Origin of the sequence: Cellvibrio sp. ARAG 10.3 (assembly GCF_051846955.1) — a bacterium.
In the GTDB taxonomy this organism is placed as follows: domain Bacteria; phylum Pseudomonadota; class Gammaproteobacteria; order Pseudomonadales; family Cellvibrionaceae; genus Cellvibrio.
In genome coordinates this window covers 1-17040 of sequence record NZ_JBPYCU010000028.1, presented here as the reverse complement: position 1 = coordinate 17040, position 17040 = coordinate 1, and the positions used below count along the sequence as shown (strand labels likewise).

The window sequence follows — 17040 nt, the reverse complement described above, 5'->3', positions numbered from 1 at the left end:
TTCCACGACAAATTAAATCGCAATTACCATTTTGGATTTACACGCCGCTTATGTTGCCCATCCATCAATAACTTTCCCACCAGTGAACCCAGCGGACGTGAATCAGTCCCTATAACAATTCCTGCTATGACGTTATGGAGTTGCGACGATGAATATCGACTGGATGCCTTACCTTCCCGAATTAAAAACCATCGCCATTGCCCTCGGTATTGCCCTTGCGCTGTGGCTGGCGGCACATCTTGCCACACGCATTCTGAGCCGCTTTACCCGACCGTTTTTGTTTCCGCGCCTTCTTATGGAGCAGGTTAAACCGCCGTTGCACCTGATTGTGCCGTTAATCGGCGTGCAAACCGTGTGGACTGCGGCGTCGGATGATTTGTTGTGGATGTCGGGACTGCGCCACATCACGTTATTGTTAATCATCGGTGCGTTTACCTGGCTCGGTTTGCGCGTGGTATTGGCGGTGCAGAAAGTCATCATCCATCACCACCCGGTGAACGTCGTCGACAACCTCAACGCGCGGCGTATTCAGACGCAGACCAAAGTGCTGGTGCAAACGCTGAGTTTTTTTGTGTTGCTTTTCGGCGCGGCCGCCATGCTGATGACCTTTCCGGCGGCGCGTCAATTTGGTACGAGTATTCTTGCGTCCGCCGGTCTTGCCGGTCTTGCGGTGGGTTTTGCGGCCAAACCGGTCCTGGGTAATTTAATTGCCGGCTTGCAGATTGCCTTTACCCAACCGATCCGGCTGGATGACGTGGTGATTGTGGCCAACGAATGGGGCCGCATTGAAGAGATTACCGGGACCTATGTGGTGGTAAAAGTCTGGGATGAACGGCGCCTGATTGTGCCGCTGCAATGGTTTATTGAAAACCCCTTCCAGAACTGGACTCGTACTACCTCGCAACTCATCGGCTCGATATTTTTCTGGATGGATTATTCCGTACCCATTGACTCCTTGCGTCAAGAGTTGCAAAAACTGGTGCAAGAGGTTCCCGAACTATGGGATGGCCGCGTCGCCGGCCTGCAGGTGACCGACACCACTGAAAACTCGGTGCAAATTCGCGTGCTGGTCAGCTCCAGTGATTCGGGAAAAAACTTCGATTTGCGCTGCTTTGTCCGTGAAAAGATCGTCAGTTTTATCGCGCAAAATTATCCGGAGGGTCTACCGAAATTGCGTGCCACCCTTAGTGAGGAGAAGGATGAAAAAGCTCAAACCTCGACCATCAGTGAACCGGAGCGTCAGCCTCCGGTGTAGTGCGAGGCTGACACAAGCGTTCATACCAATAGGGGATGCGCAACAAGCCGTAGCGTGCAGCGGCCCGACGCACATCGTTGCGGTCGCCTTCGAACCTTAACGTCTCGCTGACCACGACGGCTTGCCCCTGACATTTCATTGCACACGCAAAACAGACGACCCCGTTAAGCGCATCGTCCGACTCAGCCAGGCCGGTGTTTGCTAGGGCGATTTTTGCCTTGCTGCGCTTCAAGGCACCGGTGGCCATTTCACGTGCCACTTCTTCGCTGGTTAATCCAAAAAGTTCTATGGTATGTAAGCTAACGCCCAGACACATCTGCTTGGATTCTTTTGAATAGACAACATAACCGGTTTGCAAAACCGAGCCGCATCCAGGGACATCTGCCAACATGGACGCTTGCATACCAGCCGTACAGGATTCAGCTGTCGCCAGTGTCAGTTTCTGTGCCACTAAAAAATTGATGAGCTGTTCAACACTGTACATAAACGCAATTCCTGATTGCACTGACTGGTTGCGTTATAGAAGTTGGCGGCTCAGATAAAGTTCCGAAACTCTCTGACGAACGCTATTTTTTGCCACAGGTTTATCACAGAAAACTCTGTTGTAGCGTATTTCGGTGCGCTACCGATTTTGTGTTTCCGGTGAATTATTGGGTGAAAAAAATTTCGCTGCTTCAACCAAAAATCCCCGAACTTCTTTTATGTGACCCAGTCATCATAAACAAGTCTGCGCAATTCCTGAATGCGGTTTTCGCCGCCTTGGAATATGAAATTGCGCCAAAAAATTTTTACATCTTTTTATTACTTTTATTTATTTTTTAACAGTGTATTTATAAATGGAGGAAGTTATGGGACACGCTGTTGCGCTCTCCCGGTTTGAAAATTTGGACGTTCTGTTAACGCGCAACCAGCGGTATTCGCGTAAACCGCAAGCGGAAAAGCAAAAGAAAAAGATTCTCTTTGTCACCTCGGAATATAGCGATTTGGTAAAAGTCGGCGGCTTGGGTGATGTCTCCTCTGCACTCCCTAAAGCTCTGGCGCCGGATTACGATATTCGCGTGTTAATTCCCGGTTATCCGCAAATTATCAACAGCGGTTTTCCGTTGCGCATCGTCGGCAGCGTACCGGCCCTGGGCGAAATTCCCGCCTGTCGCATCGGGCGCATGAACCTGCCCAGCGGACAAATTATTTACGTGCTCTTGTGCCCCGAATTGTACGAACGGATGGGCACGCCTTATGGCGATAACCACGGACAGGATTGGCCCGACAACCCCGTGCGTTTTGCGCGCCTGGGTCTGGCGGCGGCAGAGATTGCGGCAGATCAGGCGAGCCTTCGCTGGCAACCGGATCTGGTGCACGCGAACGATTGGCCGGCGGGTCTGGCGCCGGCGTATATGCAATGGCGCGGCCAGGACACCCCCACCGTCTTTACGATTCACAACCTCGCGTATCAGGGGTTATGCAGTACCGAATACATTGAAACCCTCGGCCTTGCGCCGGAAGCCCAGCACATCAACGGCATGGAATTTTACGGCAAGCTGTCGTTCCTCAAAGCCGGCATCAACTACGCCGACCACATCACCACCGTCAGTAAAACCTACGCCTGGGAAATCACCACGCCGGCATTCGGTTGCGGCCTGCACGGCTTATTGAAACAGAAATTTGAGCGCGGGCAGTTGAGCGGTATCGCCAACGGTATTGATGACAACTGGGACCCCAAGACCGATCATCACCTCGTGAAAACCTTTGACCCGTGTTATCGCGAAGGCAAGGCTGCCAATGCCCGCTACGTGGAGCAGATGTTCGGGCTGCGTGCCGGCCCAGGCCCACTTTTTGCTGTAGTTTCACGACTGGTACAGCAAAAAGGTATCGACCTGACCATCGCTATCAGCGAGTCCATCGTCAAGCAAGGTGGGCGTCTGGCGATTATCGGTTGCGGCGAACCCGCCCTGGAGGAAGAACTGATGAAACTGGCCGAGCGGTATCCAAAGGACGTTGGTGTGCATATCGGTTTTAACGAGACCGATGCCCGGCGCATCTTCGCAGGCAGCGACTTCCTGTTGATGCCCTCGCGCTTTGAGCCCTGCGGACTCAGCCAGATGTATGCCCAGCGGTTCGGCTCGCTGCCGATTGCGCGGCACACCGGTGGACTGGTGGACACCATCAACGACGGGGTGACCGGCTTCCTGTTTCACCAGGCCCAACCGGATACCTATTGGAAGGCGGTGCAGCGCGCCTTCAATGTGTATCGCTGCCCCGATTTGCTGCACGCCATGCGCAGCCAGGCCATGTTGACGCCCCTGACCTGGCGCCAATCCGTGCGGCCTTATGATCAACTGTATCGCCAGCTAATGGCCAGTTCGGTGAGCCAGTTAATTCCGGCGGAGGGAGGTCTGCGCGCCTGATGGATACGCTCGCTCCGCGCCACGGTGCCCGGCTGCAAAAACACGGGGCCCATTTACAAACCCAGGTACAAAACCCGGCACAACAGGAAGCCATCACGCAATTCTCCCTGTGGGCGCCGGACGCTGATGCGGTGGCTGTCAAGCTGGAAAATGGCCAATTGCACGACCTGCAACCCTTGGCCGATGGCTGGTTCAGCCGTCTGGTGCCCTGCGGTGCCGGCACTGGCTACCAGTTTGTGATCAATGATCACCTCAAGGTGCCGGACCCGGCCTCCCGCGCCCAGCTTGATGATGTGCTGGGTATGAGCTGTGTGGTGGACCATGCCGCTTATCCGTGGCAAAACCCCGACTGGCGCGGGCGCCCCTGGCATGAAGCCATCATCTATGAGGTGCATGTGGGTCTGCTGGGTGGTTTTGCAGAGGCGGAAGTGATCCTGCCCCATCTGGCCGAGTTGGGTATCACTGCAATCGAGCTGATGCCGCTCAACGAATTTCCCGGTGCGCGCAATTGGGGTTACGACGGGGCAGAAATCTTTGCGCCCGAGAGCAGCTACGGCACGCCAGACGAACTCAAACACCTGATCGACACCGCCCACAGTCTGGGGCTGATGGTGATCATTGATGTGGTTTATAACCATTTTGGCCCCGAGGGGAATTTCCTGGGGCAATACGCCAAGGGTTTCTTTCGCGAAGATATCCAGACTCCCTGGGGTGCCGCCATCGATTTTCGTCGCCGCGAGGTGCGCGATTTCTTTTGCGAGAACGCACTGATGTGGCTGGAAGATTACCGCGCGGATGGCCTGCGCCTGGATGCCGTCCATGCGATCAGCGAAAAGGATTTTCTGGTGGAGCTGGCCGAGCGTGTCAGCAGCGCCATACCGAGCAATCGTCACATACATTTGATACTAGAGAACGAGGCCAACAACGCCAGCCTGCTGGAGCAGGGGTTCACCGCCCAGTGGAACGACGACGGGCACAACATCCTCCACCATCTGCTGACCGGTGAGAAAGAGGGTTACTACAGTGAATTTATGGAATCCCCCACCACCAAGCTGGCGCGCTTTCTGCGGGAGGGTTTTATCTTCCAGGGCGAGGCGAGCCGCCACGGCCACGCGCGCGGGGAGCCGAGCGGCCATTTGCCGCCCACGGCGTTTGTACTGTTTTTGCAGAACCACGACCAAGTGGGCAATCGCGCCTTTGGTGAGCGGTTAATTGAATTGACCGACGAGGATTCGCTTAAGGTCGCGGTGATCCTGTTGCTGCTGTCACCCATGGTGCCGCTGCTGTTTATGGGTGAGGAATGGGGCACGCGCAAACCGTTTTTTTATTTCACCGATCACCACGATGAATTGGCCAAGGCCGTGTGCGAAGGGCGCCGCAACGAGTTCCGGGAATTTGAATTGTTCAGCCACCCGGAGATGCGCGAAAAAATCCCGGACCCCAATGATCCGCAGACGTATGTGAACTCGATGATCGATTATCGCGAACGCCACGAGCCGGGCCATGAAGCCTGGTGGCATTTTTATCACACGCTGCTGGAACTGCGTCACCGCTGGATTATTCCTTACCTGCCGGACACGCGGGTGGAGCAAGTGACCATCCTGGCGGAGCGTTCGGTGTCGGCGACCTGGCGCCTGGGCAATGGCAGCCAGCTGCGTATTGATATCAACCTGGCGGACAACCCGGTGAAGCTGGAATCCCCGCCCGGCCCACGCCGCCAGTTGTTTAGCCACCGGGTCGACAACGACCATTGGCACGAAGGCATCCTGCCGTCGCGCAGTGCCATGGTCAGTCTCGACTAAACCCGGCGGTCAGTGTTCGTCATCCCACAGACAACCCCCGTGGCTCGGGCAAAGATTCAGTGATGGCTTCAGGTCGATTGACAACAGGATCGTTTATGCTGCGCGCGACACTTCGTTTGCAATTCCACCAGGGTTTTACCCTGGACGATGCGGTGCCTCTGGTGCCTTATTTTGCGCGCCTGGGCATCAGCCATATTTATGCCTCCCCTCTGCTTAAGGCGCGCCCCGGTTCACTGCATGGTTACGACGTGGTGGATCCCACCCGGGTCAACCCCGAACTGGGCGGCGAGGCCGCGCTGGAACGGCTGGTCGCCGCCCTGCGCAAACACAAGATGGGCTTGATTGCGGATTTTGTCTCCAACCATATGGCGGTCGGCGGCGATGCCAATCCCTGGTGGCTGGACGTGCTGGAGTGGGGCATCAGCAGCCCCTACGCCCGCTTCTTTGATATCCAGTGGAATTCCCACGACCCCCTGCTGAAAGGCCAATTGCTGGTGCCTTTTTTACGCACCGATTATGGCGAGGTGCTCGCCGCCAATGAAATCGGCGTGCACTTTGATGCAGACCACGGCAGCTTTTACGCCAACCACTACGACCACCGCTTTCCCCTCTATCCACCCAGCTACGGCGAGATTTTGCGCAATACCGGCGTTGACGACCTGCTGGCACTGGTACGGCCTTTTGAAGCACTGGAGCGCAGCCCCAACTATTGGCAGGCCGCACAGGAATTGCGTATGGAGCTGGCGCATATCGCCCGGGCACCGGCTATTCACCTGGCCATCCAGCACGCGCTGTCGCGTTACGAAGTCAAGCCGGATGGTGAATTCAGCCAGGAGAATTTCAATCGCCTGCACAACCTGCTGGAAGCCCAGCATTACCGCCTGGCCAGCTGGCGCACCGCCGCCGATGACATCAACTGGCGGCGCTTCTTCGATATCAATGAACTGGGCGGATTGCGCGTAGAAAAAGCCGAAGTGTTCGAAGCCACTCACGCCAAGATGTTTGAGCTGATTGAGCGGGGGCTGGTGGATGGCCTGCGCATTGATCACATCGACGGGCTGGCCAACCCGCGCGCCTACTGCCGCAAACTGCGGCGGCGACTGAACAGCCTGCAGGCCAAACGCCCCGCGCCGCTGACCGGCGAGCACCTGCCCATCTATGTGGAAAAAATCCTCGGCGACGGCGAACAACTGCCCACCGACTGGCTCACTGACGGCACCACCGGCTATGAATTCATGAATGAGATGTCGCTACTGCAACAGGACCCAGTGGGCGAGATCCAGCTCAGCGACCTGTGGACCAGCGTCACCGGGCGCACCGCCAATTTTATGGAAGAAGTCCGCGAAGCCCGTGCGTTGGTGCTTTCCAGCTCCCTGGCCGGCGATTTTGAGAGTCTCGCACAGGAATTACTGCTGGTGGCGCGCACCGACATCAATACCCGCGACATCACCCTCGGCGCTATCCGCCGGGCACTGTTTGAACTGATTGTGCATTTTCCGGTGTACCGCACCTACGCCGGGGTTAATGGCCGCTCGGTGCAGGACCGGCAAATCTTCGAACAGGCAGTAAACGGCGCAAAGACCACCCTGGCGGAGAGCGACTGGCCGTTGCTCAACTACCTCGACCTCTGGCTGGGTGGACAGCGTCTGTGCGAATTGGGCCCCGGCGCCAACCGCAAGCAGCGTCGCAAGGTCATTGCGCGATTCCAGCAATTGACCTCGCCCGCCGCCGCCAAGGCGGTGGAAGATACTGCCTGCTATCGCTCAGCCGTCACACTTGCGCGCAACGATGTCGGCTTTGACCCGCAACATTTTTCAACTTCGCTGAAAGACTTCCATCACCGCTGCAGCGAACGTGCGGCGCACTTCCCGGACAACCTGCTCACCACCGCCACCCATGACCACAAACGCGGCGAAGACACCCGCGCGCGCCTGGGTGTGTTGAGCGAGCGGGCCGTCTGGTTCAGCGAGAAAGTCCAGCAGTGGCAACAGCAGGTCGGCGACTTGCGGCGCGAACTCGATGATGGTCTGGCCCCCTCGCCCGCCGATGAACTCATGCTCTACCAGACCTTGTTGGGCAGTTGGCCCCTGCGCCTGGAAGCAGACGATGCGGAGGCGATGCAGACCTATCTGGAGCGCGTCTGGCACTGGCAGGAAAAGGCCCTGCGCGAGGCCAAGCTGCGCACCCACTGGAGCGCACCCAACACCGCTTACGAAAACCTGTGCCGCGAGTTTCTGACCCGCCTGCTGACCGATGAGCGCTACCGGGCGGTGCGCCGCGATATCGCCGCTGCCGCGCTGGCGATTGCCCCGGCGGGTGCCGTCAACAGCCTGAGCCAGTGCCTGTTGCGCACTACCTTGCCCGGCGTACCGGACCTGTACCAGGGCGCCGACTTCTGGGATTTCAGCCTCGTCGACCCGGACAACCGCAGCCCGGTGGATTTCGCCGCACGGGTTGCCGCGCTGTCCACCCACAGCAACCTGAAAGAGTTGATCAACCAATGGCGCGATGGCCGCATCAAACAGCACCTGCTGGGCGCCGTCCTCAATTTGCGCGAAGCCCACGCTGACCTTTTCTGTCTGGGCAACTACGAAGCGCTGGAGGTAGAGGGCGAGCATGCCGGACGGGTGATCGCCTTTTGCCGCCGCCACGGTGAGGAATACCTGATCGGCATTGCACCCCGACTGGTAGCAGGTTTACTCGGCCAACAGGACACACCGCTGCCCGATCCAGGCCAGTGGCAGGACACCCGCATCCTGTTGCCGGAGCCACTGCGCCAGGCGACCTTATCCGGGGTTTTCTCCGGCGCCCTCAAACCCCGCCAGGGCGCCCTGGCTGTGGCTGAGGCCCTGGCAGAATTCCCGGTCAACCTGTTGTATTTCAAGCGCGACCCAGCAAGACCACAACACACCTAAATCGACACCACGGAGATAAACACCATGAACCTCAATGAGAACCGCGTGCGCGAATTCGCCTACCAGATCTGGGAATCGGAAGGCCGGCCCCATGGTCAGGATGTCCGCCACTGGGAGATGGCTTGCAAATTGGCCGCTAATCAGAGCATGGCCGGACAACAAGCCAGTGGCGGAAGCGGTGCGGGCAATGGCTCTGCTGCAACCCAGGCAGATGCCCCGCAAAAGAAATCGCGCAGCAAAAAGCAACCGGCAGGTGCTGATGCCAAGGCCGTCAAAAAGGCCGCTGAAACCAAATCCACCACGGCCAAGACCACCCGGCAGAAGAAAGCCAAGGTACTCAATGACACCCTGGACACCGAGCTTTCCCCGATTACCGACGGATTTGAAGGTTCTGTCTAGACAGAACTGACAACCTCAGGCATGCCAGGCTCACCCGACGCGGTTCGGGTGGGGTTTGTTGCGCCTGGAAAACGTGAACAGGCCACCCAACAAGCGAGCAACCGCTACCAAGATCAGTCACAAAAAGAAGGACAAGCACCATGGGTAAACAACCAAAAGCACCGGAGATTAAACAGCGCTCGCGCATTACCGAAGGTCACCCGTTTCCCTTGGGCGCCACCTGGGATGGTCTGGGCGTTAACTTCGCGCTCTTTTCTGCCCATGCCACCAAAGTGGAACTGTGCCTGTTCGACAACGACGGCACCACCGAGCTGGAACGCATTGAATTACCGGAATACACCGATGAAATCTGGCATGGCTACCTACCTGATGCCCACGCCGGCCAGGTGTATGGCTACCGGGTTTACGGCCCCTATGAACCCGAGGCCGGCCATCGTTTCAATCCCAACAAACTACTGATCGACCCCTACGCCAAGCAACTGGTGGGCGAGCTGCGCTGGAATGAAGCGCTGTTTGGCTACACCATTGGCTCGCCCGACGGCGACCTCAGTTTTGATGAGCGGGACAGCGCGCCCTTTGTCCCGAAATCCAAGGTTATCGACCCGGCCTTTACCTGGGGTAACCACCGCGCCAAGCGCGTGCCCTGGGACAGCACCATCGTGTATGAAACCCATGTACGCGGCATTAGCATGAAGCACCCGGCAGTGCCCGAATACCTGCGTGGCACCTGCGCCGGCCTGATGAACCGCGAACTCCTGCAACATGTCCGCGACCTCGGCGTCACCAGCATCGAGCTGCTCCCCGTCCACGGATTTGTTGAAGACCAACATCTGCTGGAAAAAGGCCTGCGCAACTACTGGGGCTACAACACCATCGCCTTCTTTGCGCCACACGCGCCCTACCTCGCCAGCGGGCACCTCAACGAATTCAAGGAGATGGTGGCGCATATCCACGATGCGGGGCTGGAGCTGATTCTGGACGTGGTCTACAACCACACCGCCGAAGGCAATGAGCTGGGTCCGACCCTCTCCATGCGCGGCATCGACAACCTCACCTACTACCGATTATTGCCCGACAACCAACGCTACTACGTCAACGATTCCGGCACCGGCAACACCCTCGATCTAAACCACCCCTGCGTGCTGCGCATGGTCACGGACTCCCTGCGCTATTGGGCCACGCAAATGGGCGTGGACGGTTTCCGCTTTGACCTGGGCACCATCCTCGCCCGCCACCCGGAAGACGGCTTTGACGAGCGCCATGGCTTCCACCTGGCCGTGCGCCAGGACCCGGTGCTCAGCAGCCTGAAGATGATCGCCGAACCCTGGGATTGCGGTATCGGCGGCTACCAGGTAGGCGGCTTCCCGCCCGGCTGGGCCGAATGGAATGACCGCTACCGCGACAATGTACGATCCTTCTGGCGCGGCGACAGCGGCCAACTGGCCGAATTGGCCAGCCGCCTGACCGCCTCCGGCGACCTGTTCAACCAGCGCGGCCGCAGGCCCTATTCCTCAGTCAATTTCATCACCGCCCACGATGGCTTCACCCTGCATGATCTCGTGTCGTACAACGACAAGCACAACGACGCCAACGGCGAAGACAATCGCGACGGCACCGACAACAACCTCTCTTACAACCACGGCTGGGAAGGTCCCACCGATGATCCCGCCATCGTCGAACTGCGCCAGCGGCAGATGCGCAACCTGATGGCCACCCTGCTGTTCTCCCAGGGCACCCCGATGATCGTCGCCGGCGACGAGCTCTGCCGCACCCAAAAAGGCAACAACAATACCTACTGCCAGGACAACGAACTCAACTGGATCGACTGGGACCTCGACGAAGACCGCAGCGCCATGCTGGCCTTCACCCAACGCCTGATCGCACTGCGCCGCACCTACCCGATCCTGCGCCGGGGCCGTTTCCTGGTGGGCATGTACAACGAGGAACTGGGCGTAAAGGACGTCACCTGGATCTCACCCTGCGGCAACGAAATGACCGAAGAACAATGGCACGACGGCAACGCCCGCTGCCTCGGCATGCTGATGGACGGCCGCGCCCAGGCCACCGGCATCCGCCGCCCCGGCGCCGACGCCACCTTGTTACTGGTGCTCAACGCCCACCACGACGTCGTGAATTTTTGCTTACCCGAAGTCGCCGAAGGCTGCGCCTGGAAATGCCTGATCGACACCAATCGACCGACGGATTTTTCAGAAGAACGTTTTGCGTTTAATCACTTGTATGTGGTGACCAATCGGTCGTTATTGTTGTTTGTGTTGGAGACGAAGGAGAGTGAGTATCGTGTGTAACTATGTCTTCGTGTAACTATGTTGTTTCGTCGTCATTAAGCTCTGACATGCGCAGCAATTGATTACTGCGACGGATAGTCAGGATGTCAATCTGATCTTTGACGCTGTAGACAATCCTGTAAGCTCCAAATACGACTTCCCTGATACGACGCGCACCTAACTCAGGAACAATGCGTCCGCTCTCAGGGAAGTCGGCTAGACGCTCCACCGCGTCAAATACACCTTCGACCCAATCAATAGCGGCGCCGGGCTTATCCTCCGCTATATACAGGGCGATCTCCTCAATGCGCTCCAGCGCGAGTGGGGACCAGATAATTTTCATTCCGCCAGCCTGCGCAGAATTTGTGATTTTGCATCCTTATGAGAAACGCCTTTCCCGTTGGCAATTTGCTCTTCGGCTTTATAGATTTCTTCTAACAGCTCCAGCCGTTCTTGCATCCGCTCATATTCCTGGACATCCATCAGCACAGCAACGCCACGCCCGCGCTGGGTTAACACCATAGGGCGGCGGGTTTCATGAATCTGCTTTACAAAAGTGGCCACACCTGCCCGAAACTCTGAAAGCGGGCGGATATCTTCATCTACATGAACTCTTGACATCACAATCACCAAAGTACGTTTTTATGTACTCTTGAATGTACGCCCCTGTTGACAGATTGGCAAGGAGTTGAGGCTCGAGCCGCTTATAATTAAAAAGCCCCATCCTGACCAATCTCCACCGTCAGCCGATCCAGCACCACACCCGCATCAACCATCCAGACCTGGATGGTTTGCAAGCCTGGAGCAGTGATCTGGTGCTCAGTGACCCCAATGGCCGCAGCCCTTAGCGTATTCACATTCCATGCATCGGAATATTCGTTCGCATGGAGATCAACAATACGAGGTTCGTCGCCATTTAGTGAGATCGCATAGCGCACCCCCGGATGCGCAGAGGTAATCTTGTGGGTCGGCAGCGCCTGGGTATGGATCTTTACCGGGCCGGTGCTGAATGCATAGAACTGATAGGTCAGCGAGGGGCTGTCTTCGGTGAGGCGCGCAAGATCGACACTCGCTGCGGTGACGGGTTGGATTGTCATGCCGTCGCCGGTTGCAGTTGCCTGATCGACCCGGCGCCAGCCAGTGCCGTCGGCGCGGTCATTGCGCGTCGCAAAATCAACTGCGACTATTGTCACCACCCCGTTGTTTTCCACCGCCGCCGGTAGTGCTGCCAAATCAAGATTCTCAGGATTAACCGCCGTGAAATTGATCGTGTGTTTTGAACCCGCACCCGCAATAACAATGGAACCCGGCACCGCATTACCCTGAGGCGCCTGGGCCCAATCAATACTCACCAAAATGCGAGCGTCGCCCTGCGCGCCGGTTTGGCTTAGCCGAATCCATGGCGCACTGGCTTTGGCTGTCCAGCTCAAGTCACCCTCGCCTTGATTGTAAATATCGATGAAGTAACTGGCGTCGGTTGCGCGGTGAAAGGCTGGCAATTTGCCCGCCGTATTCCCTGCTAGTGGCTCGACAATGCCCTCCACCGCTACGCCAAGGCGTGCTTCAGGCGCGGGGATATATTGACCGACTTCCGGCATTGTCCAGGCACGTTGCGTGTCATGCGCCCAGTTTGGCAATTGCGACAGAGGCATCGGGCTCACCATGTGATTCCATTTTCCCGCGGCGTTTTCTTCGTTGTAAAAACGCACCTCCTCAAGCAAGTTTTCATGGGCTGTACGCGCCTGTTCCGCCAGTGCTGATGTGGCAGCGCGCTTTTGCTCAGCCCACAGGCGACTGCGCTCGGCGAACAACACTTTTTGATTAATCAGGTTGGACGCGCGGACAGCATAGAGCACCGTTTCGTAGAACGCCGACTGGTGTGACTCGGGCAGTTGTTCGTAGATGGCGTTGGCCGACTCCGTCAAGGCCGCAAAAGCCTCCAACCGCTGTTGCGCTTCATCGCCATTTGCAACAACGCTGAAACCACTGTCGATCAGATCGAGATGCTCCGGGCGTTTTTGAATATTCAGGCGGAAATATTGTTCAAGCACCTCGGCAATAGCATCAGCCTGCGCGCGGCCAAAGTTGTGTGCAGCCCACTGACCCAGATAAGTTCGTTGATCAAAATCGCGAAAGGCTTCGGGGTTGCGGGCGAGCCGCATAAAAAAGTCAGTGCCCAATTCGTAGGGTTTGATATCGCCCACGTTCACGATCCAGATTTTATGCGCATCAAAATCCCACGCCTTCATCATTTCTGACTGCGTCATTCCCAAGGGCGTGGTGTGAAACCACAAATAGCTACGGGGCACGCCCCAATACTGCAGATGGTAATAAACCCCCGAACCACCGGCGCGCGTGTTCTCGTCCGGCGTGGACAGTTGGCGAATATAACCGTGATTGTCATCGGGCCAGACGATGGTGACATCCTCGGGCAGTTCCAGGCCCGATTGGTACTGCACCAAGGTTTCTTTGTAGGGGATAAAGATTTGCGGAATGTCGGCAGGGTTAGCGTGCACGTGGTCGGCGATCATGCGGCGTTGATCGGGAATAATCGCGTGCTGGATTTTTTTCGCTTTATCTTCATCTGTCGCACCCTCAGGCGCCATCATCCCTTCATCCCGGCGTCCACGCATACCGATGGTGTAAATGTTTTCAAAATTTGCCGTTTCTTTTACGCGGTTTTCCCAAAAGTTGTAGATGCGTTCGCGATTGTTCCAATAATCGTAGGGGTCATGAATCTCTTCATCGTATTCATGACTGTTAGTTAGCATCGGCTCGTGGTGGGACGTGCTGATAACAATTGCATAATTATCTGCGACAATTTTATTTTCAGGAATTTCATAGAAAGGCGTGCTCTTCACCGGGAATTCGTGCATCGCCGGCCAGATCACATTGCCATGGAGACGCAGTAGCAATTCAAATACCTTCGCGTAGGTGCGGGGACCAATGTTGCCGACCTCCGGTTCAAAGGTGTTCGCGGCCCAGGGTTGTAAACCCCAGTCTTCGTCGTTGAGAAAAATGCCGCGATATTTCACGGCAGGCGATGGCTGGGTATGCGTGCCCGCGATATACACTGCTGCCTTTTCCGCGACTGGCACGCTTCCCCAGAAATACCAGGGCGAGACGCCCATCGACTCGGATAAACCGAACACACCGAATGCTGTACCACGCCGGTCGCTGCCCGCAATAACCAACGCCTGTTCGACGCCCGGCAGCGGGTTGTCTATCACAGCAGCTGTGTAGGCCTCCCACTTACCGCCTATCGCGGATACATCAATTTTGCCCGCTTCGACCAGCTCGTCTATTAACGGACTCTGACCCACCGTGCCGATCAAAATAACCGAAGAATCCTGCGGCACACCCGTGCCCATTTCTGCCCGTAGCCCCGTGACCCGCTCAATATCATCACGCAGAGCCTCAGCGGCAACTGCCACTACCTTTGCATCGTCTGCACTGTAGTAAATAGACGCGACCTGGCCATTGGCAGCAATCGCCATGGTACCCGCCTCTGGCGATTCAACTACCGGCATGAACGGTGTCGCAAAGTAATCCGGTTGATCCGGAATTGTCGGCGTCATTCCGTCGTAGGGCTGCCATATGCTACGGGTGCTGTACGGCGATTCCACGGTCGTGCGACCCGTCGTCATCAACAGGAATACAGCGGCGGCCACCAACGCAACCACAACCATTATTTTTATTCGGAGACTCATAAACCGGACCTTTATCGGTATTTCAGGAGGCAGGCAGCCTGTGCACGGTTAAATTTCGGATAAAACCAGGCTGCTATGCAGTGGCAAACTTTACGGGATATTGAAAGTTAATCCTGCCGATAGGTACAGCTGCGCGAAAGGCAAAACTGCAAAGGAATGTTGATTTTTGTTAACCCGTTTTTCGTTAGGTTATTGGTTTTGCAATAAACGCGTGTTTTTCATGCCCATTGAAACCAGCGGATTCGTAAAATTGCAATGTGGCTTGATCTTTTCTACCTGTAAGCAGCATCACTTTATAACAGTTGCGCGACCAAGCCGTGTTTAGCGCGTGAGCTAAAATAGCTTTACCAAAACCTTGATTTCTATATACCGAGTGAGTGACGACATTCTCGATCAAACCGTAGGGTGCGCACCCCCGGGTAAGATTTGGAATAACAGTGAGCGTACACGATGAAATCAAGCGATCATCAATGAAGCCGCCAAAATAATGGTAGCTTGGGTTCGACAATATTTCGCGCCACATAGTTTCGATTGTCGCCATGTCCGGCAAGGCAACATCTGTGCTATGCAGATGCTCGTAGAGCGCTAACAATTGATGCAAGTCATCTTCTTTTAATTCTCGAATTATCATATTGAATGCCTGACTGAAAATGATGCAGTGTTGTATAAAAGCAAATAAACAGGAAAAATCAGACTAGCAGGTCCTCGCTAGTCCTCAATTATGGCTAGCCCTTTTCGTTTAAGATCAGCCAAAGAGTCCAACATAGCCTGGAGCATTTCCTCTGGATGCCCTTCCCACTGTTCTACTACTTCTACGATCTTCAGCGGTTCTGTAGTACGAAATGACTTGGTTGGATTTCCGGGGAATCGCTTATTGGTTAAGTTTGGGTCGTCCTCAAACGGACCTGTGGGTTCAACGATGTAAATATAGCCGCGCCCATCCAAATCCGATAACGCTATAGCCAGTTCAGCACCCCAGATAGCGGGCTCCATCAATGCTGAGAAGTACACGTGCTTAAGCGCCCGGCCTTGCTCAAAATGTGAATGGTGCCCGGTAACAATAAAATCACCCACCGATAATTTGGCTTTGGTGCCGTGGTAGAACGGCCCCGTGACGTTATGGCAGTTTTCATGGGAAATGGGAAACCAGTCATCAGACATATTTCTTTTCCTTATACGGCTTTTATTAAAAGTGTCAGGCGGCTACAGTCCGAGGGGCGACTTAAGATGTGGTTATGCGATTTCTTTACAAATGGCATCATACCTATTGAGGAATTATTTTCTTTATATGGTTTATATTGATATAAACTGGTTTGTCCTTTCCTTTACCCGACATAAGCTTTAACCAGGAGCCCTGGACTTCAACGATAACGCCCTTAATATCATCAGCATTACCATACGCTGTAGCGCCTGGGCCACTCGCCATTCCCACCGAGATAATCACATCTTTTTCCAGTAGCTCATTTATCATTTCAGATTCCTCATATTCGAGATCACGAATACTGACATCAAATGCAGAGGCTAGCGCCTTCATGGACTGCAGCGAAGCGGTTGCCTCTTTTTCGATTCGCTGAATCGTCCGCAAATTCAAGCCACACGCTGTCGCCAGCTCATCCTGGGACCAGGCTTTGGCTCTTCTCATTTGTAGCACCAGATCAACATTAACTTTCATCAAATACCCGTGTCATGTAGTGGTCGAGGCTGTTGCAGGATATGAGTAATCACAGGAATCTTTAACGAATACAGTACGTTACCAGTACGTATATGATGCGACAGTTTTACGACATTACGTGGAAAAATGAAATAGGGTGCCGTTTTTACCAACTTTGCCAGGTGGTTAGCGCCCCCAATAGCGGCACCCAGTAGTGCAGAGACAGACCAGCATCTAACCATTACGGGTTTCATGGTTCGCTATATGTTCTAATGGATTAAACGTACAAGCATATATGCTGAAATCGTCCCAATTAACGCGGGTATGACTGCAGCAAATTTTTCGCCCAATGTAAGACACAGAGGAACGATTAACAAGGATAGCCTTGAACCACCAGGATCACAGTCGGTGATACCCATAGAAAGCGCGTACGCCCACCAGTAAGTAATAGCTGCTGCTAGACCAAAGCCAATGAACGCTATAGCTTTTTTCCTTGAGCTCTTCTTACTAGCCTTCTTCACCATTGCCACTATCCGTTAAAGTGGACTTCCCAGGCTTTACTAGACACTTTCGAGCCCCTGAAAAAACGCCTCCTCATATTTAACGGGAGATAACCCG

Annotated in this window: 13 protein-coding genes; 6 read left to right on the top strand and 7 right to left on the bottom strand. The window is 55.4% G+C overall.

Going from position 1 to position 17040, the window contains the following annotated elements:
- Positions 1 to 148 precede the first annotated feature (148 nt).
- On the top strand, positions 149 to 1255 hold the full coding sequence (locus tag ACSV5M_RS20800; RefSeq protein WP_439178707.1) for a mechanosensitive ion channel family protein: 1107 nt from the start codon (positions 149 to 151) through the stop codon (positions 1253 to 1255).
- Here ACSV5M_RS20800 and ACSV5M_RS20795 read toward each other — a convergent pair.
- Positions 1224 to 1739 (bottom strand): CinA family protein, encoded by a 516-nt coding sequence (locus ACSV5M_RS20795; RefSeq protein WP_439178706.1) that lies wholly within the window; start codon positions 1737 to 1739, stop codon positions 1224 to 1226. The two genes, ACSV5M_RS20800 and ACSV5M_RS20795, sit on opposite strands and share 32 nt — an antisense overlap.
- 364 nt (positions 1740 to 2103) lie before the next feature.
- On the opposite strand from ACSV5M_RS20795, the gene glgA reads away from it, so the two are divergent.
- The 5 genes from glgA to glgX all read left to right on the top strand — a co-directional run bounded on the left by glgA (position 2104) and on the right by glgX (position 11082).
- Positions 2104 to 3660: a glycogen synthase GlgA gene (gene glgA, locus ACSV5M_RS20790; RefSeq protein WP_439178705.1), complete on the top strand. Its 1557-nt coding sequence runs from the start codon at positions 2104 to 2106 to the stop codon at positions 3658 to 3660.
- A complete protein-coding gene (gene treZ / locus ACSV5M_RS20785) occupies positions 3660 to 5462 on the top strand; it encodes a malto-oligosyltrehalose trehalohydrolase (RefSeq protein WP_439178704.1) in 1803 nt (600 codons plus the stop codon). The genes glgA and treZ overlap by 1 nt, the downstream gene beginning before the upstream one ends.
- A gap of 95 nt (positions 5463 to 5557) precedes the next feature.
- A complete protein-coding gene (locus ACSV5M_RS20780) occupies positions 5558 to 8377 on the top strand; it encodes a malto-oligosyltrehalose synthase (protein WP_439178702.1) in 2820 nt (939 codons plus the stop codon).
- 24 nt (positions 8378 to 8401) lie between these two features.
- Positions 8402 to 8776, top strand: coding sequence for a DUF2934 domain-containing protein (locus ACSV5M_RS20775; protein ID WP_439178700.1), 375 nt, complete (start codon positions 8402 to 8404; stop codon positions 8774 to 8776).
- Between the two features lie 140 nt (positions 8777 to 8916).
- Positions 8917 to 11082, top strand: coding sequence for a glycogen debranching protein GlgX (glgX, locus tag ACSV5M_RS20770; RefSeq protein ID WP_439178699.1), 2166 nt, complete (start codon positions 8917 to 8919; stop codon positions 11080 to 11082).
- Positions 11083 to 11098: 16 nt separating this feature from the next.
- Here glgX and ACSV5M_RS20765 read toward each other — a convergent pair whose 3' ends face one another.
- From ACSV5M_RS20765 to ACSV5M_RS20740, 6 genes are all read right to left on the bottom strand, one after another.
- Positions 11099 to 11404: a type II toxin-antitoxin system RelE/ParE family toxin gene (locus ACSV5M_RS20765; RefSeq protein ID WP_439178698.1), complete on the bottom strand. Its 306-nt coding sequence runs from the start codon at positions 11402 to 11404 to the stop codon at positions 11099 to 11101.
- Positions 11401 to 11682: a type II toxin-antitoxin system Phd/YefM family antitoxin gene (locus ACSV5M_RS20760; protein WP_439178722.1), complete on the bottom strand. Its 282-nt coding sequence runs from the start codon at positions 11680 to 11682 to the stop codon at positions 11401 to 11403. The genes ACSV5M_RS20765 and ACSV5M_RS20760 overlap by 4 nt, the downstream gene beginning before the upstream one ends.
- An 89-nt stretch (positions 11683 to 11771) precedes the next feature.
- Complete coding sequence (locus ACSV5M_RS20755) at positions 11772 to 14771, bottom strand: glycosyl hydrolase 115 family protein (protein ID WP_439178696.1); 3000 nt, start codon at positions 14769 to 14771, stop codon at positions 11772 to 11774.
- Positions 14772 to 14955: 184 nt separating this feature from the next.
- Positions 14956 to 15402, bottom strand: coding sequence for a GNAT family N-acetyltransferase (locus tag ACSV5M_RS20750; RefSeq protein WP_439178695.1), 447 nt, complete (start codon positions 15400 to 15402; stop codon positions 14956 to 14958).
- Positions 15403 to 15479: 77 nt separating this feature from the next.
- The gene (gene arr, locus ACSV5M_RS20745) at positions 15480 to 15932 is read right to left on the bottom strand and encodes an NAD(+)--rifampin ADP-ribosyltransferase (protein ID WP_439178693.1); all 453 of its coding nucleotides are present in this window, start codon (positions 15930 to 15932) and stop codon (positions 15480 to 15482) included.
- Positions 15933 to 16035: 103 nt separating this feature from the next.
- The gene (locus tag ACSV5M_RS20740) at positions 16036 to 16443 is read right to left on the bottom strand and encodes a helix-turn-helix domain-containing protein (RefSeq protein ID WP_439178691.1); all 408 of its coding nucleotides are present in this window, start codon (positions 16441 to 16443) and stop codon (positions 16036 to 16038) included.
- Between the last annotated feature and the right edge of the window lie 597 nt (positions 16444 to 17040).